Origin of the sequence: Paucibacter sp. TC2R-5, from assembly GCF_025717605.1 — a bacterium.
Classification (GTDB): Bacteria; Pseudomonadota; Gammaproteobacteria; order Burkholderiales; family Burkholderiaceae_C; genus Paucibacter_A; species Paucibacter_A albus.
Map to the genome: position 1 here is coordinate 363,633 of NZ_JAJIRQ010000002.1, position 26,913 is coordinate 390,545.

27 protein-coding genes and 1 pseudogene are annotated in these 26,913 nt (G+C 62.0%); 14 read left to right on the forward strand and 14 right to left on the reverse strand.

Going from position 1 to position 26,913, the window contains the following annotated elements; genetic code table 11:
* Positions 1 to 177: 177 nt before the first annotated feature.
* Positions 178 to 684, forward strand: a complete 507-nt coding sequence (locus LNV08_RS05295) for an ester cyclase (RefSeq protein ID WP_263532626.1) — start codon at positions 178 to 180, stop codon at positions 682 to 684.
* A gap of 16 nt (positions 685 to 700) precedes the next feature.
* Here LNV08_RS05295 and LNV08_RS05300 read toward each other — a convergent pair whose 3' ends face one another.
* Positions 701 to 2,215 carry a CoA-acylating methylmalonate-semialdehyde dehydrogenase gene (locus LNV08_RS05300; RefSeq protein WP_263532627.1) on the reverse strand — a complete coding sequence of 505 codons (1,515 nt, stop codon included), beginning with the start codon at positions 2,213 to 2,215 and terminating at the stop codon, positions 701 to 703.
* A gap of 89 nt (positions 2,216 to 2,304) precedes the next feature.
* Here LNV08_RS05300 and LNV08_RS05305 point away from each other — a divergent pair, with 89 nt between their 5' ends.
* On the forward strand, positions 2,305 to 3,258 hold the full coding sequence (locus tag LNV08_RS05305; RefSeq protein WP_263532628.1) for a LysR substrate-binding domain-containing protein: 954 nt from the start codon (positions 2,305 to 2,307) through the stop codon (positions 3,256 to 3,258).
* A gap of 244 nt (positions 3,259 to 3,502) precedes the next feature.
* Positions 3,503 to 4,408 (forward strand): YecA family protein, encoded by a 906-nt coding sequence (locus LNV08_RS05310; RefSeq protein WP_263532629.1) that lies wholly within the window; start codon positions 3,503 to 3,505, stop codon positions 4,406 to 4,408.
* A gap of 91 nt (positions 4,409 to 4,499) precedes the next feature.
* On the opposite strand, the gene LNV08_RS05315 is transcribed toward LNV08_RS05310, so the two are convergent.
* The 3 genes from LNV08_RS05315 to LNV08_RS05325 form a co-directional block, all read right to left on the reverse strand.
* Positions 4,500 to 5,498, reverse strand: a complete 999-nt coding sequence (locus LNV08_RS05315; RefSeq protein WP_263532630.1) for a choice-of-anchor A family protein — start codon at positions 5,496 to 5,498, stop codon at positions 4,500 to 4,502.
* A gap of 143 nt (positions 5,499 to 5,641) precedes the next feature.
* Positions 5,642 to 6,973 (reverse strand): Hsp70 family protein, encoded by a 1,332-nt coding sequence (locus tag LNV08_RS05320; RefSeq protein WP_263532631.1) that lies wholly within the window; start codon positions 6,971 to 6,973, stop codon positions 5,642 to 5,644.
* A gap of 96 nt (positions 6,974 to 7,069) precedes the next feature.
* Positions 7,070 to 8,353 carry a D-amino acid dehydrogenase gene (locus LNV08_RS05325; protein ID WP_263532632.1) on the reverse strand — a complete coding sequence of 428 codons (1,284 nt, stop codon included), beginning with the start codon at positions 8,351 to 8,353 and terminating at the stop codon, positions 7,070 to 7,072.
* 194 nt (positions 8,354 to 8,547) lie between these two features.
* On the opposite strand from LNV08_RS05325, the gene LNV08_RS05330 reads away from it, so the two are divergent.
* Positions 8,548 to 9,474, forward strand: a complete 927-nt coding sequence (locus tag LNV08_RS05330) for a LysR family transcriptional regulator ArgP (RefSeq protein WP_263532633.1) — start codon at positions 8,548 to 8,550, stop codon at positions 9,472 to 9,474.
* Positions 9,475 to 9,513: 39 nt separating this feature from the next.
* On the opposite strand, the gene LNV08_RS05335 is transcribed toward LNV08_RS05330, so the two are convergent.
* Entirely contained in the window at positions 9,514 to 9,741 is a 228-nt protein-coding gene (locus LNV08_RS05335) for a hypothetical protein (protein ID WP_263532634.1), read from the reverse strand.
* Between the two features lie 276 nt (positions 9,742 to 10,017).
* Here LNV08_RS05335 and LNV08_RS05340 point away from each other — a divergent pair, with 276 nt between their 5' ends.
* Positions 10,018 to 10,236 carry a hypothetical protein gene (locus LNV08_RS05340; protein ID WP_263532635.1) on the forward strand — a complete coding sequence of 73 codons (219 nt, stop codon included), beginning with the start codon at positions 10,018 to 10,020 and terminating at the stop codon, positions 10,234 to 10,236.
* A 25-nt stretch (positions 10,237 to 10,261) separates the two neighbouring features.
* Here LNV08_RS05340 and LNV08_RS05345 read toward each other — a convergent pair whose 3' ends face one another.
* The 4 genes from LNV08_RS05345 to LNV08_RS05360 form a co-directional block, all read right to left on the reverse strand.
* Positions 10,262 to 10,684 carry a universal stress protein gene (locus LNV08_RS05345; RefSeq protein WP_263532636.1) on the reverse strand — a complete coding sequence of 141 codons (423 nt, stop codon included), beginning with the start codon at positions 10,682 to 10,684 and terminating at the stop codon, positions 10,262 to 10,264.
* Positions 10,685 to 10,756: 72 nt separating this feature from the next.
* Complete coding sequence (locus LNV08_RS05350) at positions 10,757 to 11,548, reverse strand: metallophosphoesterase (protein WP_263532637.1); 792 nt, start codon at positions 11,546 to 11,548, stop codon at positions 10,757 to 10,759.
* Between the two features lie 60 nt (positions 11,549 to 11,608).
* The gene (locus LNV08_RS05355) at positions 11,609 to 12,367 is read right to left on the reverse strand and encodes a UPF0149 family protein (RefSeq protein ID WP_263532638.1); all 759 of its coding nucleotides are present in this window, start codon (positions 12,365 to 12,367) and stop codon (positions 11,609 to 11,611) included.
* A gap of 33 nt (positions 12,368 to 12,400) precedes the next feature.
* The gene (locus LNV08_RS05360; RefSeq protein ID WP_414858683.1) at positions 12,401 to 13,348 is read right to left on the reverse strand and encodes a LysR family transcriptional regulator; all 948 of its coding nucleotides are present in this window, start codon (positions 13,346 to 13,348) and stop codon (positions 12,401 to 12,403) included.
* A 129-nt stretch (positions 13,349 to 13,477) separates the two neighbouring features.
* Between LNV08_RS05360 and LNV08_RS05365 the strand changes: the two genes are divergently transcribed.
* A complete protein-coding gene (locus LNV08_RS05365) occupies positions 13,478 to 13,714 on the forward strand; it encodes a hypothetical protein (RefSeq protein ID WP_263532640.1) in 237 nt (78 codons plus the stop codon).
* A gap of 132 nt (positions 13,715 to 13,846) precedes the next feature.
* On the opposite strand, the gene LNV08_RS05370 is transcribed toward LNV08_RS05365, so the two are convergent.
* Positions 13,847 to 15,715: a phosphoenolpyruvate carboxykinase (GTP) gene (locus tag LNV08_RS05370; RefSeq protein WP_263532641.1), complete on the reverse strand. Its 1,869-nt coding sequence runs from the start codon at positions 15,713 to 15,715 to the stop codon at positions 13,847 to 13,849.
* A 287-nt stretch (positions 15,716 to 16,002) separates the two neighbouring features.
* Between LNV08_RS05370 and LNV08_RS05375 the strand changes: the two genes are divergently transcribed.
* Positions 16,003 to 16,575: an MOSC domain-containing protein gene (locus LNV08_RS05375; RefSeq protein ID WP_263532642.1), complete on the forward strand. Its 573-nt coding sequence runs from the start codon at positions 16,003 to 16,005 to the stop codon at positions 16,573 to 16,575.
* Between the two features lie 18 nt (positions 16,576 to 16,593).
* Here LNV08_RS05375 and LNV08_RS05380 read toward each other — a convergent pair whose 3' ends face one another.
* Complete coding sequence (locus tag LNV08_RS05380; protein ID WP_263532643.1) at positions 16,594 to 17,667, reverse strand: alkene reductase; 1,074 nt, start codon at positions 17,665 to 17,667, stop codon at positions 16,594 to 16,596.
* A 158-nt stretch (positions 17,668 to 17,825) separates the two neighbouring features.
* Here LNV08_RS05380 and LNV08_RS05385 point away from each other — a divergent pair, with 158 nt between their 5' ends.
* The 3 genes and pseudogenes from LNV08_RS05385 to LNV08_RS05395 all read left to right on the forward strand — a co-directional run.
* Entirely contained in the window at positions 17,826 to 18,683 is an 858-nt protein-coding gene (locus LNV08_RS05385; protein ID WP_263532644.1) for a 23S rRNA (adenine(2030)-N(6))-methyltransferase RlmJ, read from the forward strand.
* 106 nt (positions 18,684 to 18,789) lie between these two features.
* The gene (locus tag LNV08_RS05390) at positions 18,790 to 19,458 is read left to right on the forward strand and encodes a CAAX prenyl protease-related protein (RefSeq protein WP_263532645.1); all 669 of its coding nucleotides are present in this window, start codon (positions 18,790 to 18,792) and stop codon (positions 19,456 to 19,458) included.
* A 13-nt stretch (positions 19,459 to 19,471) separates the two neighbouring features.
* Positions 19,472 to 20,797, forward strand: a pseudogene (locus tag LNV08_RS05395) (MFS transporter); the annotation flags it as partial.
* Positions 20,798 to 20,862: 65 nt separating this feature from the next.
* Here LNV08_RS05395 and LNV08_RS05400 read toward each other — a convergent pair.
* The 3 genes from LNV08_RS05400 to tgt all read right to left on the reverse strand — a co-directional run bounded on the left by LNV08_RS05400 (position 20,863) and on the right by tgt (position 23,498).
* A complete protein-coding gene (locus tag LNV08_RS05400; protein WP_263532646.1) occupies positions 20,863 to 21,579 on the reverse strand; it encodes a PEP-CTERM sorting domain-containing protein in 717 nt (238 codons plus the stop codon).
* A 249-nt stretch (positions 21,580 to 21,828) separates the two neighbouring features.
* Positions 21,829 to 22,314, reverse strand: a complete 486-nt coding sequence (locus LNV08_RS05405; protein WP_263532647.1) for a hypothetical protein — start codon at positions 22,312 to 22,314, stop codon at positions 21,829 to 21,831.
* Positions 22,315 to 22,361: 47 nt separating this feature from the next.
* Positions 22,362 to 23,498 carry a tRNA guanosine(34) transglycosylase Tgt gene (gene tgt, locus LNV08_RS05410; protein ID WP_263532648.1) on the reverse strand — a complete coding sequence of 379 codons (1,137 nt, stop codon included), beginning with the start codon at positions 23,496 to 23,498 and terminating at the stop codon, positions 22,362 to 22,364.
* 109 nt (positions 23,499 to 23,607) lie between these two features.
* Here tgt and LNV08_RS05415 point away from each other — a divergent pair, with 109 nt between their 5' ends.
* The 4 genes from LNV08_RS05415 (at position 23,608) to LNV08_RS05430 (ending at position 26,909) form a co-directional block, all read left to right on the forward strand.
* Entirely contained in the window at positions 23,608 to 24,429 is an 822-nt protein-coding gene (locus LNV08_RS05415; RefSeq protein WP_263532649.1) for a substrate-binding periplasmic protein, read from the forward strand.
* Positions 24,430 to 24,443: 14 nt separating this feature from the next.
* Positions 24,444 to 25,262: a substrate-binding periplasmic protein gene (locus LNV08_RS05420; RefSeq protein ID WP_263532650.1), complete on the forward strand. Its 819-nt coding sequence runs from the start codon at positions 24,444 to 24,446 to the stop codon at positions 25,260 to 25,262.
* Positions 25,263 to 25,295: 33 nt separating this feature from the next.
* A complete protein-coding gene (locus LNV08_RS05425; RefSeq protein ID WP_263532651.1) occupies positions 25,296 to 25,904 on the forward strand; it encodes an IMPACT family protein in 609 nt (202 codons plus the stop codon).
* Positions 25,905 to 26,144: 240 nt separating this feature from the next.
* A complete protein-coding gene (locus LNV08_RS05430; RefSeq protein WP_263532652.1) occupies positions 26,145 to 26,909 on the forward strand; it encodes a PEP-CTERM sorting domain-containing protein in 765 nt (254 codons plus the stop codon).
* Positions 26,910 to 26,913: the final 4 nt, after the last annotated feature.

Below are 26,913 nucleotides of genomic sequence, written 5' to 3' on the forward strand. Positions count from 1 at the left end.
TTAAGGCCGCGCTCTGCATCGCAGCTGCGGTTCAGGCGAAAGATCCGCCCGGTCAAAGCCGCCTACAAGTCATCCATCACATCCGGCTTGGGGCTTGTGCCGGCTCTGCCTAAGATCGCGTCCGCCCAGAGCTCCAACTCGGCAGCCCTGTCTGCATGTCTTCAAAAGGAATATTCAATGTCACTCGTTCGCTGTGAATCTCTTGGCCTTTTTCGAGCAACTGCGCTCGCCATCGCCTTGGCTGCGGCCGTGCCGGCGTTCGCCCAGGTCCCGGTGACGGCCGAGGCCGATCACGCTCGCCTGCTGGCCAGCAGCGACGCAAAAGCCGCAGCCAATAAGCGCCTGGTCTACGACTTCTGGCGCGAGGTCTTCGAAGGCGGGCATATGGAGTTGGCCGACAAATACCTGGCCGAAGACTACATCCAGCACAACCCAAAAGTGCCCACCGGCCGCGCCGGCTTTGTCACCCTGTTCTCCAAATTCGTCAAACCCAGCGCTATCGAGGCGCGCGTCAAAGCGCCACTGGTGAGCATCGTGGCCGAAGGCGACAAGGTGGTGATGGCCTTTGTGCAGGAACTTTCCGACCCCAAAGAGCCGGGCAAGAAGTACACCAGCACCTGGTTTGATATGTTCCGCATCGAAAACGGCTTGATCGCCGAGCATTGGGATGCGGCGACCAAGTAGGCCGTGAAGCAAAGGCTTAGCTGCTCGTCGGCATCACAAACTCGGCGCCCTTGGCCACGCTGGCGGGCCAGCGCTGCATGATGCTTTTTTGCTTGGTGTAGAAACGCACGCCTTCTTCGCCATAGGCATGCATATCGCCAAACAAGCTCTTCTTCCAGCCGCCAAAACCATGCCAGGCCATGGGCACAGGGATAGGCACATTGATGCCGACCATGCCGACCTGCACGCGCCTCGCGAACTCGCGCGCGACATTGCCGTCGCTGGTGTAGCAGGCCACACCATTGCCGTACTCATGGTCGTTGACCAATTGCACAGCGGCGGCAAAGTCGGCCACGCGCACGCAGGCCAAGACCGGGCCGAAGATTTCTTCCTTGTAGATGCGCATGGCCGGCGTGACGTGATCGAACAAGGTGCCGCCGGTAAAGAAGCCGTTCTCGTAACCCGTCACTTTGTGGCCACGGCCATCGACCAAGAGACTGGCACCCTCTTCCACGCCGATGCCGATATAGCCCTCGATGCGGTCGCGCGCCTCGCGCGTGACGATGGGGCCCATCTCGGCGTCGAGTTCCATGCCGTTCTTGATCTTCAAAGTGCGGGCGCGCTCGGCCAGCTTAGGGACTATCTTGTCCGCCACATCGCCAACCAGCACCGCCACCGAGATCGCCATGCAACGCTCACCGGCCGAACCATAAGCCGCGCCGATCAGCGCGTCGACCGTCTGCTCGATGTCGGCATCCGGCATCACCACCATATGGTTCTTGGCCCCGCCCAGCGCCTGCACGCGCTTGCCGTTCGCAGCGCCGGTCGCGTAGATGTATTGCGCGATTGGCGTCGAGCCGACAAAGCTCAAGGCCTTCACATCGGGGTGGTTCAAGAGCCCATCAACCGCGACCTTGTCACCCTGCAGCACATTGAAGATGCCGTCCGGCAGACCGGCCTGTTTGAACAGTTCGGCAATCAACAAGCTGGGCGAAGGGTCACGTTCGCTCGGCTTCAGGATGAAGGCATTGCCGGTGATGATGGCCAGCGGCGCCATCCACATCGGCACCATGAAAGGGAAGTTGAAGGGCGTGATGCCGGCGACAACGCCGAGCGGCTGGCGCAGTGTCCAGTTGTCCATGCCGGTCGAGACCTGCTCGGTGAAGTCGCCCTTCAATAGCTGCGGCGCGCCGCAGGCGAACTCGATGATGTCGATACCGCGCGCCACTTCGCCCAAGGCGTCGGTAAAAACCTTGCCATGCTCGGCGGTCAGCATCGCGGCGAACTGCTCCTTGTGCGCATTGACCAGCTCCAGAAACTTGAACATCACCCTTGCGCGGCGCAGCGGCGGCGCGTCGGCCCAGGCCGGAAAGGCGGCTTGGGCTGCGGCCACGACCGCATTGACGTCGTCCTGGCTGGCCAGCTGCACCTGGCGCGCCACCGCGCCGGTGGTCGGGTTGTAGACCGCCTGGCGGCGGCCGGACGTCGCGGCCATCAAGCGGCCGTTGATGAAGTGAGTCAGGTCTTGGGTACTGGTGTAAGGCGTGGTCATTTGCTGCTCCTTGGGATGAAGCAGTCTAGGCAGCATGGGCGAGCTTGCCAATCCAGTTTCGGCGATTTGATTGTTCGATAATCTGAACAATGAACAAAGCAAATCCCAGCGAACTGCGCCACGACGTCTTGTGGGGCCAGCTGCACGCCTTGAGCGTGATCGCCCAGCTCGGCAGCTTCACCAAGGCGGCGCAGCGCCTTGGCCTGTCCAAAGCGGCGGTCAGCCAGCGCATCAGCGAGCTGGAGCGTGCGATGGGGCAGAGCCTGGTGTCGCGCACCACCCGCTCGGTGCGCCTGTCGCAAGCCGGCCAGGACCTGGTCGATGCCACCGAGGCCAGTTTTACCCAAATCACCCGAGCCTTAAGTGCGTCGCGCGACGCCGTCGGCCAAGCACGCGGTCTCTTGCGCGTCACCGCGCCGGTGGCGCTGGGCCGTCAGCATGTGGCGCCTTGCTTGAGCGCCTTCTTCAAGCTGTACCCGCAAATTCGCATTGAACTGGATTTATCCGACCGGCTGGTACCACTGGCGCAAGAGGGCTTTGATCTGGCCATCCGACATTGCAGCGCGCCGCCGGACAGCCATGTCGCCGTCAAGCTCTGCGCCTCGCGGGCCATCTTGGTGGCCAGCCCGGACTATCTGCAGGCGCGAGGCGAGCCCGGCCATCCGGACGACTTGGCCGAGCATGCCTGCCTGCCCTATCTGCGCCCCGGCCCGGCGGTCTGGTTGTTTGAACAAGCCAGCGGCAAAGAGCCGCAGCGCCTGCGCATCCCCGTGCAAGGCCCGCTGCGCGCCAGCAATAGCGAGATCCTGCGCGACGCGGCACTTGATGATCTGGGTCTGGCCCTGCTGCCCGACTTCAGCGCCGCGCCCGCGCTGCGTAGTGGTGCGCTACTTGAGGTGCTGCCGCAATGGCGGCCGGTCGGCTTCTTTGGCGACAGCGTCTATGCCGTCTACCCCTGGAACAATCAAGTCCCCCGGCCGCTCAAGCTCTTGCTCGAGCATTTGCGCAAATCCTTCGCCAAAGGTTTCTTGCCCAAGGCCTAAAAAAAACGCCCACCGAGCAAAGCCGGGTGGGCGCTAAAGCCCTCAAGCAAGAGGGCGTCGTTGGGACGGTTGCAAGGCATTGGTTACGTGACTCGCTTGGGTTCAATGTAAGGCTTCACGGCCAAGTCCACCATCCCCAAAGAGTGGGATAGAGCTTGAGCCAAGGCTTGATCGGCCTGATCAGCAGCATTGGCCAATTCGGCCGAATCAGCCGAACCAACCGATTCGGCGGGACAATAGCCCCATGAGCAAGCCCACGCCCCCACGTCCACCGGCATCGCGTCCGGCCCATTCACGCAGCGGTAGCAGTAGTGCTGCACCTCGCAGCGGCGCTGCCAAGCCATCCTACGCGCCGGCCCGGCCCGGCACCCGGCCTAGCGGTGCTTCCACCAACAAGCCCGCCGCTCAGCCCAGCGCCCCTGCCGCGATACGCCCCTTGAGCGAAGCCGAGTTGGACCGCCTGCAAGCGCTGCTCGACCAAGTCCCCGCGCCGCTGGAGCCGCTGGATGTCAGCATGCTGGATGGTTACTTGGTCGGCGTGCTGCTGCAGCCCAAGGCCGTGCCCGCGTTTCAATGGTCGCGCCATGTACTGGACAGCGAAGAGGGCCGCAGCCCCCCGGCCGGCTTTGACAGCCATGCACTGATGAGCCTGGTCAAGCGCCGCTACCAGGAGTTGAATCAGGCCATCACGCAGCGGCAATGGTTTGACCCTTGGGTGTTTGAGCTGGAGGAAGACGAAGCAGGCGAAGAAAGCGCGGCGCAGTTCGAAGCCGAGCACGAAGACGGACACGATGACGATGAGCTTGGCGGCGATGTGGACGGCAACCCCTCGGACGCCTTGTTCCCTTGGGTGGCCGGCTTTTCGCTCGCCTGCGAGCATTTCCCTGAGCTGATGCGCGAAGACGCCGCCGACCTGCTGGAGCCGCTGGCCGCGATCTTCCGCCACATTGACCCGGAAGACCTCGAAGACGCCGACGACTTGTTGGAAGAAATCGAATCGCTGGAGCCGGCCAAAGACCTGGAAGAAGCGGTCGAAAGCCTGGTCAGCGCCTGCTTGATGCTGGCCGACGTGTCGCGCCCGCAGGCCAGGCCGATGGCGAGCCAGAAGCCGCCGGCCAGGCGCGGCCCGCCGCCGCGAGGGCGTTACTGAGCCCTTGAACCGGGAGCAACACGTAAACCGATTGCTCCCGCTATCGGACCGCCCAGCACTTGATGATGAGTGCTGAGTTTGTAGCTCAGGCTCAAACTCGACGGCGCGTTCCCACGCAAGCAAAGAAGCCTAAACCGGCCAGCAGCAAAGCAAAGGTCTGCGGCTCCGGCACGGCCGAGATATTGCCGCCGAAGTTGGCGCTATGGATTTCGCCGCGCTGGTCCAATTGCTTGACCAGCACCGTGCCTTCAATGTTCTGGTTGTTGGTCAACTTGGCCAACGGAGCCAAGACCACGCCGCCGAACTGATTGCTGATGGTCAGATCGGTGGCCTTGTAGAAATTCCAGATCGCCTTGGTGCCGGCGCTGAAGGCGCTGCCGCCGAGGAAATTGCTGGCAAAGGACAAGGTGGTTTCGTCCACATTGAAGATCACCGTGCTGGCGCCATTCCAGTTGAATTCGAACTCGCCTTTTGAAAACACCTGGGTGTCGATGGCGCTCAAATTGAACACCGCCAGGCCCTTGCTATTGGCCACGGCGCTGAAGGTGGCCTTGTTGCCATTGAAGCTTACCGAGCTGCCGGTGCTGGCCAATTGGCTCAGCGAGGTGGACAAGCCGCCGATCACGCTGCCAAACTGGGTGCTGCTCGCAGCGGCCACGGTGCTTGGCGCTTGACTCAGCAGGCCGCCGTTGTAATTGTTGCCAGACGCCGCGCCAACAATATAGGCAGGGCCATTGAAGTTGTTACCGCTGGCGCCGGCCAACACGGCCGTGGTGCCGCCATTGACCGTGCTGAATTTGAGGCTGCCTTCGACCACCACGCCGTTGCTATTGACCTTGATGTTCTCGGCTGAACCCTTGACGGTCAGGCCGGCGTAGCTGGAGGGCTTGATATCGTTCGGATGGCCAGCAAATTCGCCGCCGACTACGCTGCCGCCGATGAAGCTACGGCCGTCGACATGAGATGCCGAGGCCACATTGCCCAGAGTGACCAAATTGAACTGAGTCAGCACTTCTTGTGCAGTCAACGCTGGGGCGGCACCGGCGTAAGCGGCGACAAGACTCAAGAGGGCGAATGCAGGTTTTTTCATGAGGGAAGTTGGATTGGTTGGCTTCCCTAGCATTCTGCCGACTTTCGGAACGATGTTTCGATTTCCACCCCCCTGGGTCAGGGGGCCAAACAACGAGAATCGTGAGCATCACACGCCAAACCCGGCCGCAGCGCGCGGCGCGGCTACGCGTTTTGGAATATCCGCGCTGCGTGCAAGCCCAGGCCCGTCGCCACCGACGCAAAGCGGTCACCGCGCGCCAACGCAGCGGCCGGGTAATCGGCGGCGATGCGCTCGGCCAATAAGCGCAGGCCGGTGGAGCCGCCGGTGAAGTAAAGCGCATCGATCTGGTCAGGAGCCAAGCCCGCCTGCGCGACGGCCTCACGGCCGGCTTGGGCGATGCGCTCGATATCGGGGCCGATGGCGGCCACCGCAGCGGCTTCCGACAACTCGATCTGCAAACCGTTCTCGACCACGCCCAGGTCTATGACCGTGTCACCGCCATTGGCAACGGCGATCTTGGCCGCTTCGGCGCGGCCGGCGAGTTCATGGCCCAGATGATCCTCGACTACCGTCATCAGGCGCTGGTGATGCTGGACGTTGCCATAGAAGCTGCGCATATTGCGCAGCTCGGCGACGCGGCCTGGGCTGTAGACGGTGTTGATCAGATGCCAGGTGGCGAGGTCGAAATAGACGCCGCTGGGCACCTCGCGTGCCGGCGCGCCGGGGCGCTCGGGGCCATAGGAGCGGTAGCCGAATTCGCGCAGCACGCTGGCGAGCTCGACATGGCGGTCAAAGTCGGTGCCGGCGATGTGCACGCCGTGATTGGCGAGGATGTCATCGCGGCGATCGACGCGCTTCATGCGCTCGGGGCCGACGCGCACGACGGAAAAGTCCGAGGTGCCTCCGCCGATGTCGGCGACCAGCACGATTTGCTCGCGCTCGCTGTGCTGCTCAAAGTCGAACGCCGCCGCGATCGGCTCGAACTGGAAATGCACGTCGTCGAAGCCGACCGCATGGGCGGCCGCTTCCAGCGAGGCCTGCGCCTGCGCGTCGCGCTTGGGCTCGCCGTCGACAAAAAACACCGGCCGGCCCAAGACCAGCTTGTTCAACGGAGCCGGTGCGCCGGCGGCCAGGGCCGAATTGCGCAAGCGCTTCAGGTAGCCGGACAAGATGTCCGAGTATTTGACGCCGCGCCCGCCGCCGACATCGGTGGTCTGGTCAATCAGGCCGCTGCCGAGGATGCTCTTCATCGAGCGCATCAGGCGGCCATCGGCTCCTTCGACATAAGCCGCCACGGCGGCACGGCCAAAGGCGCGCGGCGGGCCGTCGGCATCATGCTTGCCGTCTACGTAATAGAACACCGCCGTCGGCATCGTCGTCTGACCGGCTTCCAGTTCCACCAGGCGCATGGCGCCGCTGCCGTCCAGACGGGGGATGGCGATGGCGGAGTTGGAGGTGCCAAAGTCAATCGCGCAGAAACTTGACTTGGAGGGGCTGGAAAGCGATGCAGGCATGGGCAGGGACAACGGAAGGGGCGCGAATTGTACGGCCCACGCCCGATTTCGCTTGCCTGCGTCCCTGTCGGCTTACCGGGCTATCTGGCTATCCGTCTATCGGACTACCGAACCGTAGAAGCCGAAGTCCAGCGGCGGGCGGCGCCCGGCCATCAACTCGGCCATCGCATGGCCGGAGCCGGCGCCATGGGTCCAGCCCAAGGTGCCATGGCCGGCGTTGATCCACAGATTGCTGGCCTTCTTGCTGCGACCGATGTAGGGGATATTGGTGGGCGTGCTCGGGCGCAGGCCGGTCCAGTAATTGGTCTCGCTCAGATCGGCGACGCCGGGGAACAGCTCTTCATAGCGCTTGACCAAGGCTTCGCAGCGGGTGCGCGATGTCGGACGGGCCAGGTCGGAGTCAAAGCCGCAAAGCTCTGCGGTGCCGGCGATACGGATGCTGTCGCCCAGGCGCGAAATGGCGATCTTGCGGGTGTCGTCCAGCAGGCTGACGACGCTGGCTTGCTCGGGCTTCTTGAGCTTCATGGTGGCCGAGTAGCCCTTGGCTGGATAGATATTGAGGAACTCACCGAGCGGGCGCACCAGCGCCGGCGTGTAGGAACCCATCGCGGCGACAAAAGCGTCGGCCTTCAGCTCGCTCTTCTTGCCGCTGCGGACGCTGGCGATTTGCACCGCGTCGATCTGCGCACCGCTGCGCGACAGCGCCAGGATGTCGTGCTCATACAAGAAGGTCGCGCCGCGCTCGGCGCATAAGCGCGCCAGCTTTTGCGTGAACACGCAGGCATCGCCCGACTCGTCGCTGGGCGTGAAGGTGCCGCCGTGGATGTTGTTGCCGAATGTGGCCAGCGCCGGCTCGATCTTCAGGACCTCCGCGCGGTTCAGTACGCGGCGGTCAACGCCGTGGCGGCGCATGATCTCGGCGCCGGCAGCGCCGTTTTCAAAATCGGCCTGTGAGGAGAAGAAATGCAGGATGCCGCGCTCCAGCCGTTCGTATTCGATGCCGGTCTGCGCCACCAAGGTCTTCAGCGACTCATGGCTGTAGCGGCCCAGCTGCACCAGTTGTTCGACATTGCGCTCGAAAGCGGCCGTCGTGCATTGGGTCAAGAAGCTCAGGCCCCAAATCCATTGCTTGGGGTCTAGGCTGGGGCGGAACAGCAGCGGTGAATCATCGCGCAACAGCCATTTGGCGACCTTGAACGGCGCGCCGGCATTCGCCCAGGGCTCGCAAAAACTGACTGAGATCTGTGCGCCATTGGCGAAACTGGTTTCCAGCGCCGCATCGGCTTGGCGGTCCACCACCGTGACCTCGTGGCCCTGCTCGAGCAGATACCAGGCGGTGCTGATGCCGATGATGCCGGCTCCCAAAACGACGACTTTCATAGACACTCCAGCGAACCCGAGGCGGGCCGGTATAAGTTCAAGTCCAAAACGGATATCGGCCAAGACGCGCCCGCGCTGCAGGCCATTCGCGTATTGATTGTTTCGCTCATTCACCGATCGAGCGCGGATTGTCGGCAGGCTCCGGTAAAACCAGAAGAGAAATTACTATTTCTCTGGATACATTAGCAATACTTATGAAAGACCTTGACTCCGCCGCCCTTGATTGCCTAGCCGCCTTGGCCGACGAGCGCAGCTTCGAGCGCGCCGCCCAGCGCCTCAGCATCACCCAAAGTGCGGTCTCGCAACGGCTACGCAGCTTGGAGTCGCAAGTGGGGCAGTTATTGGTGGTGCGCTCGCGGCCGCTGCGCCTGACCGAGCCCGGCAAGGTCTTGCTGCGCTTCGCACGCCAATTGCAGGCCTTGCGCACCGACGTGGCGCGCGAGTTGGGCGGGCAAGTGGCGCCGAACGAGCGCATCGCCATCGCCGTCAATGCAGACAGTCTGGCGACCTGGGTCTTGCCGGCGCTGGACTCGGTCGTGCAGGCGGGCTTGAAACAAGGCTTCGGCCTGGAGTTGGTGGTAGACGACCAAGACTTCACCCATGACTGGCTGCGCCAAGGCGAGGTTTTGGGCTGCATCAGCACGGTGCGCCAGGCGCTGCGTGGCTGCTTGGTCCAGCCCTTGGGCGTGATGCGCTATGTGGCGGTGGCCAGCCCGGCCTTTATGCGCACGCATTTGCCGGATGGACTCACGGCCAGCAATTTCGCCAACACGCCCTTCTTGGTCGTCAATCGCAAGGACGATTGCCAGGTGCAGTGGGTGGCCAAGGCCTTTGGGCTCAGGGCACCGCGGCTGCAGGAGCGCTATGTGCCGTCGAGCGACGCCTATGTGCGGGCGGTGTGCATGGGCTGGGGGGTTGGCGTGGCGCCGGAGTTGCAAGCCAGGCCCTTGATCGCCAGTGGTGACTTGGTGGCGCTACGGCCCGATCTGAGCGTTGAAGTCACGCTCTATTGGCACCAGTGGAAATTACTCTCTGACCTGGTGGCGGCCCCGACTCGGGTGGCCTTGCTTGACCAAATTGGCCAAGCCCTTGCGCTGGGCGCGAAAACAGCTTTGGTCTAGCCTTGCAAGAAAAAGCGTTTGCGTGAGGCGTCGCGCCAGTCAGCGCAATGCCACGCCGCCAAGCAAAGCCGCCGACGCTGCGTAAGCGACCGGCAGTGGCACTCGCCCGACAGCGCCGTTGGCGATTTCCTGAGAGCCGCCGACCGACGCAAACCGATGGGACAAAGCGCTGGGTTGCGACTTCACCGACCCCGCCAGCCAAATTGCGCTGCACACCAACAAGCCAACAATGCTGGCGGTGAGCCATTTCCAAACCAATGCATTCATGCGTGAAAACTCCGTGACGAATTAGGCGTCGAGGGAGCCGCAGCATAACCAAGTAGAAACCAGGACACCAGCCTACCAAAGTAGGATATGAGGTTATTCCCTTAATTCACCCCCCAGTCTGCGGGGGCGGGCAAGTTCCTAGATTGCAGGCCGTATCTTTTTAACAACTGCGGTCTGAAGACCCTCCAAATCGGGGATTCAGCAGGCCCTTGAATCACGCACACTCATTGCCAAGGCGACGCTTTCGCCTGACACAGCCCAAGAGCGAGGTTTGATATGCGATTCGCACCAGCATTGCGCTTCTTCCGCCGCAGCCCCGCGCCCTCGATGGAGCAGGACCCCGCCGATCTGGGTACCGCTTTTGGCATGGAAGCCAGCCTCGAAGACGGTGACGATTACCGTGCAAGCGTCACCGAGGTCGAGTTGGAGTCGGAGCGCGCGCGCGCCGCGCTGGAGTCGCCGCTGGCTTGGCTGTCCAAGCGCCACGGCGCTTGAGCACAGGCCAAGCCTGTTCGCCTGCTTAGCGAATCAGCAGCACCGGCGTGCTGCAGTTGGCCATGACCTTGGTCGCGACCGAGCCCATCACCAGATTGGCGATCGTGCCATGGCCATGTGAGCCCAAAATGAGCAAATCAAATTTGCCCTTGTCGGCGCTCGCCGCGATCAAATCAGCGGCCGAACCGACCTTGTTGATGTAATCGGCCTTAATTCCTTGCTTGCTGAAAAAGCTGCGTACGGTCTTCAAGACCTTTTCGCCTTCATCAGCGTAATAGCTCTTCAGCAAATCTTTATCGAGCACCGCAGCCGCTCGCGGGGGTACGGCCGGCACGGCGTGCAGCACCGTGTACTGATGGGCGTCACCCAACCACTCATCATGTGCGGCCAAATAGGCCAGCATGCGTTTGGTGTATGTGCTGCCGTCAACGGCGACCAGGATCTTCATATGCGCTCCTTTGCTGAGATTGCTCTGTGCAACACAGTTTGACATAGGGCCGTAGCGCCAAATTGATACTGGTCAAGGCGGGGCCGCAAACACATCAATCAAGAGCTGCGGATCAAAACGCGCCGGCTCTCCTTTGCGCAGATGGCCGCGGGCATTGCAAATGACCCGGGTACGGCCTTCGGCATGGGTCACTTCGTAATCGTTCTGACAGTGCAGATGGCCGTGCAACCAAAGGCGCGCCTGGGTGAACAAGGCCTCGTCATCATTGCAAAAGCTGGCGGTACCCGGCTGCTTTCCATAGCGCGGATCGGCGCTGCGCAAGCTGGGCGCAAAGTGAGTGATCACCACCGTAGCATCCCAGTCGGTCGAGGCATCGCCGAGGGCCAGTTCTTGCGTCAGCCAGTCGCGGCAAACCAGGGCTTGCGCTCTCACCGCCTCCGCATCAAAAGGCGTGCCGTCGCGGGATGCTGCCATCACACGCTGAAAGTAGCTGGCCGCACGCATGGACCGGGCGCGCTCCTTCTCGCCAAACACGTCAAAGTCGCTCCAGCGCGTGCTGCCGACAAAGCGTACACGCCGCCCTTGGGCATCTGCCCGCACGCAGCGGGCGTCGTCAAGCATGGTGAAACCAAGCTGATCAGATAGCGCGAGCAGCCCGGCCCGGGCTGCGTCGAAATCACGCCCGTCGTATTCATGATTGCCGGGCACGAACAGCACCGGCACCGGCCAGTCCCGAAACAGCTGCAAGCCGCGCCAAGTGCTGTCGACGTCACCGGCCAGCACCAGCAGTTCGGCACCTCGGGCAGGTTCAGGCACAAAGGCTTCGGTCTCCAGATGGAGATCCGACAGGAGTTGGATACGCAAAGTGCTATTCAGTCAGTGGCGAACAACATTCGCCTTGGAACGCCGCCCGGCCGCGACGAGCTAATTGGCGCCGTGGCACTGCTTGTACTTGCGGCCCGAGCCGCAATGGCAAGGGTCATTGCGGCCGAGCTTGGGGCCTTCGCGGCGCAGGGTTTCGACGTGATAGCGCTGCGCTTGAGTCAGATCGCAGAGATCGGCCACGGTGACGACCAATTCTTCGACGGCCTCGTCAATGTCCTTCAGAGGATGCTCACGATCCAGCGTGGCCACTACTTCACGCTCTTCGTCGGTTTCTGCCGGCAAATGGCGGTATAGGCGCGCCAGCGAGGCCATCACCGCATCGTCGGTCATATCCATCAACTCGGGGAAGCACAGCGCAGCGTGTTGGAAACCCGCGACCCAAGGCATCAAGGTGCGCGAGATCAGGCTCATGCCTTCATAGGTTTCACGCGCCTGCTTCGCCTCGGCGTCTTCGCCCTCGGGGATGGCTTCGGGCTCGGTGGGCTCCTCAAGGTCCAGAACCACCGGGTCAAACCAACCGTCCTCCACCATCTGCCGATTCAGCGCGTTATGCCGGCGCTCCACCAATTCACGCACACGCGCCAGCCACACCGGGTCGACATCTTCAGGCAAGAGGCCGCCGTCATAGTCGAAGATATTGGGCAACCATTCGTCCACCTCAATCAAGCGCGGCTGCACCAACACGCAGCACAGATAGCCATCCAACATGGAGGCATCCAACGCTTGCAGCGGCGCGGGCGTGGTGGCGAGAAGTTCGTCGAGTTCAAAGAACTCGGAATCGGTCAGGTCAATGCTCATCCCGCAATTGTCGCCTCAGTTGGCGCTGCAACGCTAGTCTTGGCGCGCTTGTGCACGGCGTGCAGCTTCAATCAGACGTTCACGCATCCATTGCTGGGCGCTACGGCTTTCGCTGCGCAGATGCCAAAGCATGTCCACATGCACCTTGGCCAGTGGCACCGGCAGCGGGCGCTCGATCAGCTGCGCCTGGTAACCGGTCGCCTCCACAAACGAGGCCGGCAAGACCGTCAACAGGTCCGAGCGGGTGACCACCCGCCCGGCGGTAAAGAATTGATTGACCGTCAGCACAATGCGCCGACTGCGGCTCATAGCGTTCAGCGCTTCATCGACAAAGCCATGCGGCCGGCCGGAAAAGCTGACGAGCAAATGATGGGCTGCACAAAAAGCATCTAAGTCCAGGGCTTGGTGCTCCAAAGGGTGGCCGCGCCGCATCACGCAGACATATTCACTGTCGTAAAGCCGGTACTGACGGATGACCGACTGGCCGCCTTGCGCCCGCAACGCCGCCACCGCACCGGGGAAATAGCCCACCGCGAAGTCGGCTTCGCCTTGGTCGAGCAAGCCGCGTGGGTCGCGCGTGCTCAGCGGCAGCACATGCACATTGGCCACTGCGCGAGCTTCCTCGAGCTGCGCAATCAGTGGCGGCAACAACAAGGCGGCGGTCGCGTCGGCCATCGCAATCCGAAAGGTATAGGCCTCGGTCTCGGGTTGGAACTCCCCTGGCGAGAACAGCGCCTGCAGGCGCTGCAGAATCAGCTGCACCTCGGGCCACATGCCCTCTGCCCGCGAAGTCGGCTTCATGCCAAAGGCTTGGCGCACAAACAAATCCTCGCCCATTGCCTCGCGCAAACGCTTCAAGGCATGGCTGACGGCCGGTTGCGTCATAGCCAGACGAGCCGCCGCACGGGTCAGGCTGCGCTCCGCCATCACCGCGTCAAACACCTTCAGCAGGTTCAGATCAAGATTGCGAAAGTTCACCATTCGCCCCTAGATATACAGATTTTTTATATCTTCGATTCAAACAATTCATTTGTCGACACCTAGGGTTTACCCGATAATGCCGCATCGGCTCAAAAAGCCCCCAAACACACATACAAGCAGGAATTCGCCATGAGCGTCGCAAGCCAAACTTTCGGTATCCCCCTAGCGCGCAACATCCGCCACGGCGGCTCGTTCACATCCATCGGCGCGCGCCTGTGGATGAATGTGATCACTTCGGTCAAAGCTCGCTTGGCCGTGGCCGCTGAAGCGCGTGCCGAACGCGAACTGCTGGCCTTGGCCCAGCAGTACGAAGTCAGCATGCCTTCGTTTGCCGCCGAGTTGCGCGCCGCCAACTGCCGCCGCTGAAACATCGAGACGAAAAAAAGCCCGCTTTTTCAAGCGGGCTTTTTGCTGGTCGGTACTCGCTGTCGATCTCAAGCCACTCAATCAGTTGGGGCCCGAGCTTGCCGGCTACGGCAAGGTCCGGCCCGCAAGGCCTTACTCCTTGCTCAAACGAGCTTCGATCTTCAGCTTGGTCGCTGGCAGTTCCGACGGCAAGTGATAGGCCAACTGCTGAAACAGCTCCTCGTGCAGCTTCATCTCCACACCCCAGGCCGCCTTGTCGATATGGGTGGTGATATTGAACTGCTCTTGCGTGAAATCCAGGCCGCTCCAGTTGATGTCTTGATAACGCGGCGTGAGGCCAAAGGCGTGCTCCTCGCCTGCTCCGGTGCCTTCGACCCGGTCCAGCATCCACTTCAAGACGCGCATATTCTCGCCATAGCCGGGCCAGACAAACTTGCCGTCCGCGCCCTTGCGGAACCAGTTGACGCAGTAAATCTTGGGCAGCTTGGCGCCGCTGGCTGACAGCTTGGCACCCATGTCCAGCCAATGCTGGAAATAGTCGCTCATGTTGTAGCCCATGAAAGGCAGCATGGCAAAAGGATCGCGACGCACCACGCCTTGTTGGCCGGCTGCCGCAGCGGTGGTTTCCGAGCCCATGGTGGCGGCCATGTAGACGCCTTCCACCCAGTCGCGTGCCTCCGTCACCAGCGGCACGGTCGTTGAGCGACGGCCGCCGAAGATGAAAGCGTCAATCGGCACACCGGCTGGGTTGTCCCAATCAGCGTCCAGCGCCGGGTTGTTGATCGCCGAGACAGTAAAGCGCGCATTCGGATGCGCTGCTTTGGCCCCAGTTTCCTTGGCAATGGCCGGTGTCCAGTCCTTGCCCTGCCAGTCGATCAGATGGGCCGGCGGCGTGTCGGTCATGCCTTCCCACCAGACATCACCGTCATCGGTCAGCGCAACGTTGGTGAAGATCACGTCCTTGTTCAAACTGGCCATGCAGTTGAAGTTGGTCAGCGTGTTGGTGCCGGGCGCAACGCCGAAATAGCCGGCTTCAGGGTTGATCGCGTAGAGGCGACCATCAGCAGCGGGCTTGATCCAGGCGATGTCGTCACCAATCGTGGTGACCTTCCAGCCTTCGAAAGCCGCCGGCGGGATCAGCATCGAAAAGTTGGTCTTGCCGCAGGCGCTCGGGAAAGCCGCCGCGAAATGGTATTTCTTGCCCTCGGGCGAAGTGACACCCAAGATCAACATATGCTCGGCCAGCCAGCCTTGGTCACGACCCATGGTCGAGGCGATGCGCAAGGCGAAACACTTTTTGCCCAGCAAGGCGTTGCCGCCGTAGCCGGAGCCATAGGACCAGATTTCGCGCGTCTCGGGGAAGTGCACGATGTACTTGGTCTGGTTACAGGGCCACTTCACGTCGGCCTGGCCGGCTTCCAGCGGAGCGGCCACGGTATGCACACAAGGCACAAAAGTACCGTCAGCACCCAGCACATCGAGCACCGGGCGGCCCATGCGCGTCATCGTGCGCATATTGACGGCTACATAGGGGCTGTCCGACAACTCAACACCAATATGCGCAATCGGCGAGCCCAGCGGCCCCATGCTGAAAGGCACAACATAGAGCGTGCGGCCACGCATACAACCCTTGAACAGCGCCTTGTCGCCGGTTTGCAAAAGGCTGCGCATTTCGGCAGGAGCCATCCAGTTATTGGTCGGGCCGGCATCTTCCTTTTTGGCCGAGCAAATATAGGTGCGGTCTTCGACGCGCGCCACATCGCTGGGGTCGCTGCAAGCCAGATAGCTGTTGGCCCGCTTGGCCGGATTAAGTTTCTTGAATGTACCTGCGCTCACCAATTGGGTGCATAAGCGGTCGTATTCGGCTTGGCTGCCGTCACACCAGTACACATCGCGGGCCTGCGTCAGCGCGGCAATCTCGGCCACCCAGCCAATCAGGCGCTGGTGTTTCACATAAGCTGGCACATTCAAGCGCAGCCCTTCCATCACGGGTTGGTTCATCGTCGTTCCTTCAATATAAAAGCAGAATTTGGTCAAGCTCGTAGGCGATCACTAACTTACTTTGTGAACACCAGCCTCGGGCTTGACCGAATGCCGCTGCGATATCAGCGCCGACTCGGCCGCAAGGCTTCTGAAAACACCCATCAGCCGCCTCCATGTGCAATTGTCACCTCAATGTAACCATGCCGTAACTTACGGAGAACCCGTGGTTATGCATTTGCAGAATGAAGTCATGCCGGGTCGGGCTCGCGCGGCAAAGGGGCGCGACTTTTGTCACACTCCACGCCATGAAACTGATCAGCATCAATATCGCCTCGGCCCAAACCCTGCAGACCTTGGACGGTCAAACCGTGCAAAGCGGGATTCGAAAGCGCGCGCACAGTGGCCCGCTTGAAGTGGGGCCACTGGGCCTCAAGGGGGACGAGCAGGCTGACCTGAGCGTGCACGGCGGCCTCTCCAAAGCCGTCTACGCCTACCCCAGCGAGCACTACGCGTTCTGGCAAACCGTGCGGGCGCAGGCCAAGGTGGCGGATTGGGACGAGGCGCTGGCGCCCGGCGCCATGGGCGAGAACTTGACGCTGACCGGGCTGCTGGAGAAAGACGTATGGATCGGCGATCGCCTGCGCTTCGCCGGCTGCGAGCTGCTGGTCAGCGAGCCGCGTTACCCCTGCTTCAAGTTCAACGCGGTGATGGGCTTCAACAAGGCGGTCAAGCTGATGAGCGAAAGCGCCTGGTGTGGCTTTTACTTGGCGGTGCAGCAAGCCGGGTCTATCGAGGCCGGCAAGCCCTTTGAGCTGCTTGCCGGCCCGCGGGAGGTGACGATCACCGAGCTGTTCCGCGCCAAGATGCGGCGCGGCTGAGAGGGGCCTTCACCGCCATCAAAGGATCGGGTAGTCGGTGTAACCCGCCGGCCCGCCGCCGTACAGCGTCGTGCGCTCCAGCGGCTGCAGTTCCGCATTCAGGCGCAGGCGACGCACCAGATCGGGGTTGGAGATGAAATCGCGCCCAAACGCAACCATGTCGGCGCGGCCCTCGGCCACCGCCTTCAAGGCCATCTCGCGGCTGTAGCCGTTGTTGACTATCCAGGGGCCGCCAAAGCGCTCGCGCATGGCCGCATAGTCAAACGGCGTGGCATCGCGCGGACCGCCGGTCTGGCCCTCCACCACATGCAAAAACGCCAGCCCCAAGGGCGCGAGCCGCTCGGCCACATGGTTGTAGAGCGCTTGCACCTGGGAGTCACAGCCGGCGGGCGTGCTGGCCAAATTGACCGGGCTCAGGCGTAAGCCGCTGCGGCCCGCCCCAATCGCGCCGGCCACCGCCGTCATCACCTCGACCACGAAGCGGGCGCGGTTTGCTATCGAGCCGCCATAGGCGTCCACCCGATCATTGATGCTGTCGTGCAAAAACTGGTCGATCAAATAGCTGTTGGCGCCGTGTACCTCGACCGCATCAAAGCCCGCATCCATCGCGCAACGCGCCGCGTGGGCGAACTGCTGCACCACGCCGCCCACCTCGGCCGTGCTCAGTGCGCGCGGCGTGGACAAGGGCTTGAGGCCGGTGGGCGTGCGCGAATTGCCGCTCGCAGCACGCGCCGTTGACGACACCGGCGCGGCGCCACCGGGCTGAAAGTCGCAATGTGAGACGCGCCCGACATGCCAGAGCTGGGCTGCGATCTTGCCGCCTGCCGCGTGTACCGCGTCGGTGATGCGGTGCCAGCCCGCCACTTGCTCGGGCGTATGTATTCCCGGCGTGTCGAAGTAGCCCTGCCCTTGCTCGCAAATTTGCGTGCCTTCGCTGATGATCAGCCCGGCGCTGGCGCGCTGACGGTAGTACTCGACCATCAAGTCATTGGGCACCAAACCCGGCGCGCGGCTGCGCGTCAGCGGCGCCATGACGATACGGTTGGTGAGCGACAAATCGCCGATTTGGATGGGGTCGAAAAGGCTTGGCATTGAATTGGCTTGGTTCGCAAAAGCGTAGAGCCTAGCCGGATTTCATTTCAGACCCCGAATTCGGCTGCCTAGTCGCCGACGCGGCCCGACGTGACTCAAAACCTTTGAATTTGGCCGTTCGGCGGTCGCGGCGGAGCCGCACAGCCTAAAATTCACCCATGCTCGCTTACAGACACGCCTTCCACGCCGGTAACCATGCCGATGTTCTCAAACACCTGATCTTGACGCAGGTGCTTCGCTATATGGGAGAGAAAGACAAGCCTTACACCCTGGTCGACACCCATGCCGGCGCCGGCGGGTATTCGATTGAAGGCCAGTACGCGCAGAAAAAAGGCGAGTACGTGCACGGCGTTTCACGCCTTTGGGATGCCAAAGACCTGCCCGAACCGCTCGCCAACTATATGGACTTGGTGAGAGCCTTCAACACCGACGGGCAGTTGCGCCAATACCCAGGCTCGCCCGGGATTGCCAACTTGATCATGCGCGAAGAAGACCGGCTGCGTGTGCATGAGTTGCACCCGACCGATTTCCGCATTCTCGAAACCTATCTCTCCACCCGCCCCAACACCCAGGTCAGTGACAAAGACGGTTTCGCCGCGCTGCGCGCCGAGCTGCCGCCACCGTCGCGGCGCGGGGTGGTCCTGATGGACCCGTCCTATGAGTTGAAGACCGACTACGCCAAGGTCTTGACGGCTGTGCGCGAGGGGCTTGAGCGCTTCGCCGATGGCGTGTTCTTGATTTGGTACCCGCAGTTGCAACTGCTGGAATCGGCCCAGTTGGCCCAGCGCCTCAAGGCCGCCGCGGACGCCAGCGCCAAAAAGGGTTGGCTGCACGTGCGCCTGACGGTGCAACAGCAGTCCGATATCCGAGGCTTTGGCATGTTAGGCAGCGGCATGTTCGTGATCAACCCGCCCTTCACCCTGCACGACGATCTGCAGGCCTGCATGCCTTACCTGGTTGACAAGCTCGGCCAGTATGACGGTGCTAACTTCTTGCTGGAGCAGCGCAGCCCCTGAGATGGCAAGCCCGCCAAACGCGGGCTTTTACTGCTGGGCTTGTCATCAATTCAAGGTAGGCTTGCGGCCTCTTACGCTCTAAACGGCTGCCGCCCGCAAGACCACGATGAATCTCAGCCCCGCCGCCCTGGCACGCGCCATTCCCTTTGCCGCCTTTATGGCTCTGTTGGCCCTGCGGGGCTTCTTGCCGGAAAGCAAGCACATTGACCCGCGCTATGTTTACGGCGTCAGCGTCTTGGTGGTCGGCGGCTTGTTGGCCTGGTTCTGGCTCGACTATGGCGAGTTGGCCCGCCAAAACCTACCCAGCCGGCGTGAGCTGATCTGGAGCGTGTTGGTCGGCATCGTGGTCTTCGTGCTCTGGATCAATCTTGACGCGCCATGGATGCAACTCGGCGAGCCCACCGCCAGCTTCTTGCCCTTGGATGAACAGGGGCGCTTGATGTGGCCCTTGATCGCGCTGCGCTGGTGCGGTGCTGCCTTGATCGTGCCGGTGATGGAGGAGCTGTTCTGGCGCAGCTTTTTGATGCGCTGGATTGAGAGCCCCAAGTTCGAAACCGTGGACCCCCACCGCGTGGGCATCAAGGCCATCGTGCTTTCGACCTTTGTCTTCATGCTGGCCCACACCTTGTGGCTGGGCGCGGTCGTCGCGGGTCTGGCTTACGCATGGCTTTATGTGCGCACCGGCAAGCTGTGGACGGCCGTGATCGCGCACGCCGTGACCAATGGCGTGCTGGGCATCTGGGTCGTCAAGACCGGCCAATGGCAATTCTGGTAAAGCAAGCTAATCAATGAATTCCCATGACCACAGCAGCCAGTTTGCGCTGCTCAAGCAGCGCCGCTTTGCGCCCTATTTTTGGGTGCAATTTCTCAACGCGGGCAATGACAATCTATTCAAATTCCCGCTCATCATCCTGATTACTTACCAGCTCCAGCTGGACTGGCTGCCGGCTTCACAGGCCGGGCTGGTGATCAATGCCTTGTTCATCCTGCCTTACGTGCTCTTCTCGGCCACCAGCGGGCAGCTGGCCGACAAGCTCGAAAAGCACCAGCTGATGCGCTTCGTCAAGTCGCTCGAGATCGCCATCATGGCCTTGGCGGCCTGGGGCTATCTGACGACGCAAGTGCCGCTGCTGCTGCTGTGCGTGCTCTTGATGGGCTTGCACTCGACGCTGTTCGGGCCGGTCAAATATGCCTACCTGCCCCAGCAGCTGAACGAGCGCGAGTTGATTGGCGGCAATGGCATGGTCGAGATGGGCACTTTTGTCGCCATTTTGCTCGGCCAGGTGCTGGGCGGCTTGCTGATCGCCGTACCCGAAGTCGGCGCCCGCAATGTCGCTATCGCCTGCTTGCTCGCCGCCCTGCTCGGCCGCTTGCTGGCCCAGTTCATCCCACCCTGCCCGGCCACCGACCCGACACTCAAGATCAACTGGAACCCCTTCACCGAGACCTGGCGCAACTTGAAGCTCTCGCGCCAAGACCCGGTGGTGTTTCGCTCACTCTTGGGTATCTCCTGGATGTGGTTCTTTGGTGCGGTCTATCTGAGCAACTTCCCGGCCTTCGCCAAGGAGGTGCTGCATGGCGACGCGCAGGTCGCCACCGCTCTGCTGGTGATGTTCTCGCTCGGCATTGGTGTTGGCTCGCTGCTGTGCGAGCGCTTGTCGCGCCACAGCGTCGAGATCGGCCTGGTGCCGGTCGGCGCCATAGGCATGACGCTGTTCTCCATCGACCTTTACTTCGCCTCGCGCGGCCTGTCCACCAAGCCGGTACTGCTGAGTTTGAGCGAGTTTTTCTCGCACCCCGAGCATTGGCGCGTGTTGGCCGATCTGGGTCTGCTGGCGCTGTTTACCGGGCTCTACAGCGTGCCCATGTATGCCTTGATCCAGCTGCGCTCGCAGCCCAGCCACCGCGCTCGCATCATCGCAGCCAACAACATCCTCAATGCGCTGTTCATGATCGTCAGCTCGCTGTTGGCCGGCGTGCTGATGGGCAGCTTTGGCTTCAGCATCCCCGAGCTGTTTTTGTCGGTGGGCCTGGCCAATTTGGTCTTCAGCTTGTATGTATTCGTCCGGGCGCCGGAGTATTTGCAGCGCTTCGCGGCGCTGCTCAGCGGGAGACGCTGAGCAGCTTTACCCATGCTGAGGTGGACCCGACTCGGGTCCACGGCATCAGACAGCCGGTATCAGGCCTGTTGACGGCGGCGCGCCTGCAAACCGACGAAACCAAAACCCGCCAGCAACAAGGCCAAGGTCGTTGGCTCAGGCACAGGCATCGCCTGGGCGCTCAGGGCACCGAGATAGAACTGGTCGGCCTTGGCGCCGCCATAGGCAAAGGTGAAGACCTGCCCGACCATGGGTTGAGCGAAGGTGATGGCGCCGGTGCCGGCCGGCAAGGCGGTCGACAGGTCATTCAACAAGAACGTCGAGTTTGGCTTCCAGCTGGTGAAATTGTGGCCATCTGAGCGCAGCTGTATGCCGGTCAATTTAACGACTTGGTTGAAGCTGATGGTGAGTTTTTCGCCGGCGGTGATGTTGTCATCATCATTGGCACCCTTGAGGTGGTAGACGCCCAGGCCAGCACCCTTGCTGGCGGTCCAGCCGGGTTCGCTGTCCTGCACGACCGAAGCGCTGAAGCCGTTGTACGTTGCGGTCGCGATCGCCACCAGGCCGCCATTGGTGTACTTCAGGCTGCCGCCGAACTCGCCCTTGTCGACCTTTGAACTGCAGATGTCGCCACCGGTGCAGGGTATGCCGTTGACCGGTTCAGGCAAGTTGGTCGGCATGGGCAAGAAATCGCTTGCGGCGCCCCGACCCAATTTGTAGAAATCGAATTGCGCGGCGCTGGCTGGAAGCGCGGCAGCGGCCAACAAAGTCGCGGCAAAAATGAGCTTGGTTTTCATGGACTGTAAGGCTCTGGGCCTGGGTTGAAGAGGAATGACTCAGCCTATGTGCAGACAGGCTTTCGACCTAGGCACAGGCACCCTGTGTTCGAGGGGGTGAGCAACACCCAGCAGCGGGGCAGTCGATCAAAGCGTGAACAATTCACGCCAATCGTGGCGGAGGGAAACGCTCATCCAAGGTTTTCATCCGGCACCCGCACTCTGTGCCGCGCTTCAAGGCCGCCATCACCGGGCTGCGCTAAAAAGGCCTCAGGCCCGCATAAAGCGGCGCAGCCGCCGCTTGAACAGGCGCCCCCAGCGCCATATTTCACTGGCGCGCAGCCAGCTCAACAAGCCGCTCTTCCAGATCGTCCAACTTGCATAGCAACGCGCGAACCAAGCCATGCGCAGCAAGGCCGGACGGGTCAGCTGGAACAAGCGGGCGACGATGGCGGTGCCGGCCAGCTTGGCCAGGATCACCAGGCTCAAGCCCAGGCCGAATCGGCCGCTACCGATCAAAAGCAGCGCCAGCAGTTTGACCGGCAAGAGCAGCAGCGCGGGCAGCAGCAACACAGCCAAGGCGGCAGCCGGCGGCAAGCGCGTAATCAGGTCTTCGAGCTGACGCAAGACCGGCAGCCGACCCAAGCGGGCCATCAAGCGCGCCAAGGGCTGATAACCCCATTCCTCGAACAGAATCAGCAGCGCCAGCAGCAGGCGCACAGGCAGGAGCAAGGCGCGCTTGAGGGTTTTCAGCATGATGTGCCCATCATGCGGGCAAGGCGGCGCCCGCGCCCCGTGCCAAATTACACCCCGCGCGCTCTATCCTCGGCGAACTTGACGCGGAATGCCTCAAAGCCGCCCGTGCCGGGTGCATCCAGCGCATCGCGCGCTTCTTGCATCAGATTGAGGTAGTAATGCAGGTTGTGGATGCTGGTCAGCATAGGCCCCAGCATCTCGCCGCAGCGGTCCAGATGGTGCAGATAGGCGCGCGAGAAATTAGCGCAGCAGTAGCAGCTGCAGGTCTCATCCACCGGCCTCTCGTCGGTCTTGTAGCGGGCGTTGCGCAGGCGCAGGTCGCCAAAGCGGGTGAACAAATGACCGTTGCGGGCATTACGGGTCGGCATCACGCAGTCGAACATATCGATGCCCTGCGTCACGCCCTCGATCAAATCCTCCGGCGTGCCCACACCCATCAGGTAACGCGGTTTGTCGGCGGGCAGCTGATGCCCAATATGGGCCAGCACGCGCCGCATGTCCTCCTTGGGCTCCCCCACACTCAAGCCACCGATGGCGTAACCGGGCAAATCCAGGGCAGCCAAGCCGGCCAGCGAATGGTCACGCAGGCCCTCATACATGCCGCCCTGCACGATGCCGAACAAGGCGTTCGGGTTTTGCAAACGGTTGATTTCATCGGCGCAGCGCTTGGCCCAGCGCAAGCTCATCTCCATCGAGACGCGCGCTTCTTTCTCGGTCGTGATGTGGCCCTTGCTCTCATACGGCGTGCATTCGTCGAACTGCATCACGATGTCGGAGTTCAGCACCGTTTGGATCTGCATGCTGATCTCGGGCGTCAGGAAGAGCTTGTCGCCGTTCACCGGCGAGGCGAACTTGACGCCCTCTTCCGAAATCTTGCGCATCTCGCCCAGACTCCAGACCTGGAAACCGCCGCTGTCGGTCAGGATGGGCTTGTTCCAGCTCTCGAAGCGATGCAAGCCGCCGAACTGTTTGATGATGTCCATGCCGGGGCGAAGCCACAGATGGAAGGTGTTGCCGAGGATGATCTGCGCACCCATCTCCTCAAGTGAGCGCGGCATCACGCCCTTGACGGTGCCGTAAGTGCCCACCGGCATGAAGATCGGTGTTTGCACGACGCCATGGTTGAGCGTCATCTGGCCCCGACGTGCGCGGCCCTCGGTTTTGAGTAAGTCGAACTTCAGCATAGTGGCGCGATTGTCGCAGCAGCGGACTCCCTTTACACTGGGCCGCTCAGGGACCCGGTTTAGAGATCCGCTCAGCGGACAGCACCGCCAACGCAGATATGAGCTCGGCATGCGCGGTCCTCTTTTCGCGGCTTTATCCACCACCTTGCTGGCCTCGGCCCTGAGCCTCTACCCCAGCACCGCTTCTGGCCAGGGCGTATGCGGCCAATACACGCTGGCCTTTTATGAGCTGGGCGCGCTCTACTATCGCAATGCCGCCGGCGAACATGTCGGTATCGACAAAGACGTGGTCGATGAGCTGAGCCGCCGCAGCGGCTGCAAATTCAACACGGTAGTGGAATCACGCGTTCGCATCTGGGATCAATTGGCCAAGCACAAGCTGGATCTCAGCGTCTCAGGCATCGCCACGCCGGAGCGCCAGCAGTTCGCCGAATTTCTGCCCTACTTCCAGACCCGCAACTTCGCACTGCTGCGCCGCGACTTGGCCGCCACCATCACGACGCCGGATGCCTTTTTGGCCGATCCGCTGCGCCGGGTTGCCGTGGTCAAGAGCTTTAAGCATGGCCCCGTGTTTGATGCTTGGTTGGCTCAGCTACGCGGGCAGCGCCGTGTCGAGGAGTTGCCGGATTTCGACTCGGTGCTGCGCGTGTTCAAAGCCGGGCGGGTTGACGCCATGCTGGCGCTGCCCACCAGCTTGGCGCGCGTGCCCGGCGCCGACCCGATGCTGGACCAAATCAGCATCATGGATTGGGCACCCAACGACTCCATCGCCCACGCGCTGATTGTGTCGCGCGAGCGGGTGAGCCCCGCCGACCTTGCCTTGCTTCGTGCGGGCCTGCAAAGCATGCAAAAAGACGGCGCGCTTGAGGCCATCTTCAGACGTCATGTTGACAGCTCGCTCGCCCATGTGATGCGCCTCGAAAGCCCCTGATGGCAGGATTTGATATGTCCCGATTGCTCTTGCTGAGCCTGCTCATTCTTGGTCTCTACGAGCCTGGTCGAGTGCAGGCGGCACCTTGCGGCCCCTACAGCCTGGCCTTTTACGAGCATGGGGTGCTCTACTACCGCGAAGCCCAGGGTGACTATGCCGGCATCGATCTCGACGTTGTCAATGAGTTGGCCAAACGCAGCGGCTGCGTGTTCAACACCGTCTTGGAGTCGCGCGTGCGCATCTGGGACCAGTTGGCCAAGAACAATTTGGACCTCAGCGTGTCCGGCATCCCCAGCCCTGAGCGCGAACAGTTCGCCGAGTTCATGCTCTATATGCAGAGCCATAACTTCGCGCTCATACGACGTGAACTGGCAAGCGCTCTGAGTACGCCGGAGGCTTTCTTGGCCGACGCGAAACGCGTGGTGGTGGTTGTCAAAAGCTTTAAGCATGGTGCCGCTTTTGATGGCTGGCTGGACAAAATGCGGGCTCAGCAGCGCGTCACCGAGGTGCCGGACTTTGAATCCGCGGTGCGCGTTTTCAAGCTCGGCCGTGCCGATGCGATGCTGGCCTTGCCGACCAGTTGGCCGCGGATATTGCGCCGCGAGGGCCTGCAAGATCAGATCAGCGTGCTCGACTGGGCACCGCAGGACCGCATCACCGCCGGCTTGATCGTGTCGCGCCAACGGGTCAGCGAAGCCGACCGGCAGCGTCTGCGTAGCGCTCTGCATTCGATGCGAAAAGACGGCACGCTGGAGGCCATCTTCAAACGCCATGTCGGCGCCAGCCTGGCCAAGGCCACGCTGATCGAGACCCCTGCGGACGCGCCGAAATAGCCTCTCCAGCCCGGCAGCGGCGAAAATGCTTGCATGCCCAACGCCATTGCCCAGCCCGTCCACAGCGAACTGATCATCAAGAAGAGCCGCTTTATCGGCTGCGTGGAAGCGATGAGTGACCGCGCCGGCGCCAGCGCTCGCGTCGCCCAGTTGAAGGCCGAGCACCCCGGCGCCGTGCATGTCTGTTGGGCCTTTTCGGGCGGCGGACAGTCGGCGGCGGTGGACGATGGTGAGCCCAGCGGCACGGCCGGGCGGCCGATGCTGGAGGTGCTGCGCCACCAAGATCTCGAAGGCGTGCTGGCCACCGTGGTGCGCTATTGGGGCGGCGCCAAGCTCGGCGCCGGCGGCTTGGTGCGGGCCTACACCGACGCCGTCGCGCAAGCGCTGCTGAAGGCCGAGAAAGTGCCCTTGGTTAAGCTGCAAACGCTGCGCTGCACGGTGCCCTATGCTTTTGAGGGCTTGTTGCGGCGCGAAATCGAAGCAGCGCAAGCCCAGCTGATCGAGGTCTTGCATGGCAGCCAGGTCGAGCTGAGCTTCGCCTTGCCGGTGCCGGCGGCGGCCGACTTCGTGGCCCGGCTCAATGAAGCCGGCCAGGGCCGCATCGGCTGGCTTAAGACACAGACACAAGCCGACCCCGACTGAATCCAATCCGTGACGCCTGCGCTTGCTCGCCCAAAGCTTGCCCCGCCACTGGAAAACTCTGGCCTCGGCCCTACAAAGCTCCAGCCGCAGGGGCCTCATTCAGGGGGGTGCTCGCCAATAAGCGAGCAGTAAGTCACATCTGGCGCGCAAGGCCCCGCAGGCGCGGGGTATCGGCCCAAGCCTGAGCCCCCTAGAGTCGCGGCAAATCACATTTCCCGCTGCGGTGGGCTCAAGAAAATCATGAAAAACCTACACCTCCCACTGATCGCCTGCGCCGCACTTGCACTGACAGGCGCCGCATCGGCCGAAGAGCTGAGTCTCAAATTCACCGGCGTTAACGGCAAGAGCATCGGCTTGTCTGTCGCCGGCGTGAAGCGCGATGTCTCGGCCGGCCTGATGGAGTTCAAAACCGACAAGAACACCAGCTTTTACGCCTATTGCGTAGAACTGAATCAATACGCCAGCTCCAATCTGAACAAGTACGAAGTCACCACTTTCAGCAACGCCACCCAGGCCAAGAATTTGCAAGGCCTGTATTCGGCCACCAGCCTCTACAAGGGTGACAAGGCCATCGACACGGCCCGCGAATATGCGGCGTTCCAGTTGGCAGTCTGGGAAATCACCCACGAAACCAGCGGCAAGCCGCTGGCGACCACGGCCTACAACGCGTCCAAAGACAGTTACGGCCAAACCAAGTGGACCACCAACGCGAACCGCGGCGATTTCTATCTGCGTCAATATGCTGGCGTCAATTACAGCAGCGCAGGCAGCGACACCGCCTCATTCGCGGCCTTGGCTGACTCTTACCTGAGCGCTGCCGTCAGCTACACAGGCAAGAGCCTGTTCGAGATCAAGAAGCTCCACAACGGCAGCTACCAAGACTATGTGACGGCAACCAGCGTGCCTACTCCTGTGCCGGAACCCGCGAGCTACGCGCTGATGGCGGCTGGCTTGCTGGGCATGGGCATGGTCGCCAAGCGTCGCCGCGCACAGCACAGCGCTTAAGAGC

Coding starts and splice junctions, on each gene's coding strand:
- LNV08_RS05295 (WP_263532626.1), top strand. CDS start 178: ATGTCACTCGTTCGCTGTGAATCTCTTGGCCTTTTTCGAGCAACTGCG.
- LNV08_RS05300 (WP_263532627.1), bottom strand. CDS start 2,215: ATGACCACGCCTTACACCAGTACCCAAGACCTGACTCACTTCATCAAC.
- LNV08_RS05305 (WP_263532628.1), top strand. CDS start 2,305: ATGAACAAAGCAAATCCCAGCGAACTGCGCCACGACGTCTTGTGGGGC.
- LNV08_RS05310 (WP_263532629.1), top strand. CDS start 3,503: ATGAGCAAGCCCACGCCCCCACGTCCACCGGCATCGCGTCCGGCCCAT.
- LNV08_RS05315 (WP_263532630.1), bottom strand. CDS start 5,498: ATGAAAAAACCTGCATTCGCCCTCTTGAGTCTTGTCGCCGCTTACGCC.
- LNV08_RS05320 (WP_263532631.1), bottom strand. CDS start 6,973: ATGCCTGCATCGCTTTCCAGCCCCTCCAAGTCAAGTTTCTGCGCGATT.
- LNV08_RS05325 (WP_263532632.1), bottom strand. CDS start 8,353: ATGAAAGTCGTCGTTTTGGGAGCCGGCATCATCGGCATCAGCACCGCC.
- LNV08_RS05330 (WP_263532633.1), top strand. CDS start 8,548: ATGAAAGACCTTGACTCCGCCGCCCTTGATTGCCTAGCCGCCTTGGCC.
- LNV08_RS05335 (WP_263532634.1), bottom strand. CDS start 9,741: ATGAATGCATTGGTTTGGAAATGGCTCACCGCCAGCATTGTTGGCTTG.
- LNV08_RS05340 (WP_263532635.1), top strand. CDS start 10,018: ATGCGATTCGCACCAGCATTGCGCTTCTTCCGCCGCAGCCCCGCGCCC.
- LNV08_RS05345 (WP_263532636.1), bottom strand. CDS start 10,684: ATGAAGATCCTGGTCGCCGTTGACGGCAGCACATACACCAAACGCATG.
- LNV08_RS05355 (WP_263532638.1), bottom strand. CDS start 12,367: ATGAGCATTGACCTGACCGATTCCGAGTTCTTTGAACTCGACGAACTT.
- LNV08_RS05360 (WP_414858683.1), bottom strand. CDS start 13,348: ATGGTGAACTTTCGCAATCTTGATCTGAACCTGCTGAAGGTGTTTGAC.
- LNV08_RS05365 (WP_263532640.1), top strand. CDS start 13,478: ATGAGCGTCGCAAGCCAAACTTTCGGTATCCCCCTAGCGCGCAACATC.
- LNV08_RS05370 (WP_263532641.1), bottom strand. CDS start 15,715: ATGAACCAACCCGTGATGGAAGGGCTGCGCTTGAATGTGCCAGCTTAT.
- LNV08_RS05375 (WP_263532642.1), top strand. CDS start 16,003: ATGAAACTGATCAGCATCAATATCGCCTCGGCCCAAACCCTGCAGACC.
- LNV08_RS05380 (WP_263532643.1), bottom strand. CDS start 17,667: ATGCCAAGCCTTTTCGACCCCATCCAAATCGGCGATTTGTCGCTCACC.
- LNV08_RS05385 (WP_263532644.1), top strand. CDS start 17,826: ATGCTCGCTTACAGACACGCCTTCCACGCCGGTAACCATGCCGATGTT.
- LNV08_RS05390 (WP_263532645.1), top strand. CDS start 18,790: ATGAATCTCAGCCCCGCCGCCCTGGCACGCGCCATTCCCTTTGCCGCC.
- LNV08_RS05400 (WP_263532646.1), bottom strand. CDS start 21,579: ATGAAAACCAAGCTCATTTTTGCCGCGACTTTGTTGGCCGCTGCCGCG.
- LNV08_RS05405 (WP_263532647.1), bottom strand. CDS start 22,314: ATGCTGAAAACCCTCAAGCGCGCCTTGCTCCTGCCTGTGCGCCTGCTG.
- tgt (WP_263532648.1), bottom strand. CDS start 23,498: ATGCTGAAGTTCGACTTACTCAAAACCGAGGGCCGCGCACGTCGGGGC.
- LNV08_RS05415 (WP_263532649.1), top strand. CDS start 23,608: ATGCGCGGTCCTCTTTTCGCGGCTTTATCCACCACCTTGCTGGCCTCG.
- LNV08_RS05420 (WP_263532650.1), top strand. CDS start 24,444: ATGTCCCGATTGCTCTTGCTGAGCCTGCTCATTCTTGGTCTCTACGAG.
- LNV08_RS05425 (WP_263532651.1), top strand. CDS start 25,296: ATGCCCAACGCCATTGCCCAGCCCGTCCACAGCGAACTGATCATCAAG.
- LNV08_RS05430 (WP_263532652.1), top strand. CDS start 26,145: ATGAAAAACCTACACCTCCCACTGATCGCCTGCGCCGCACTTGCACTG.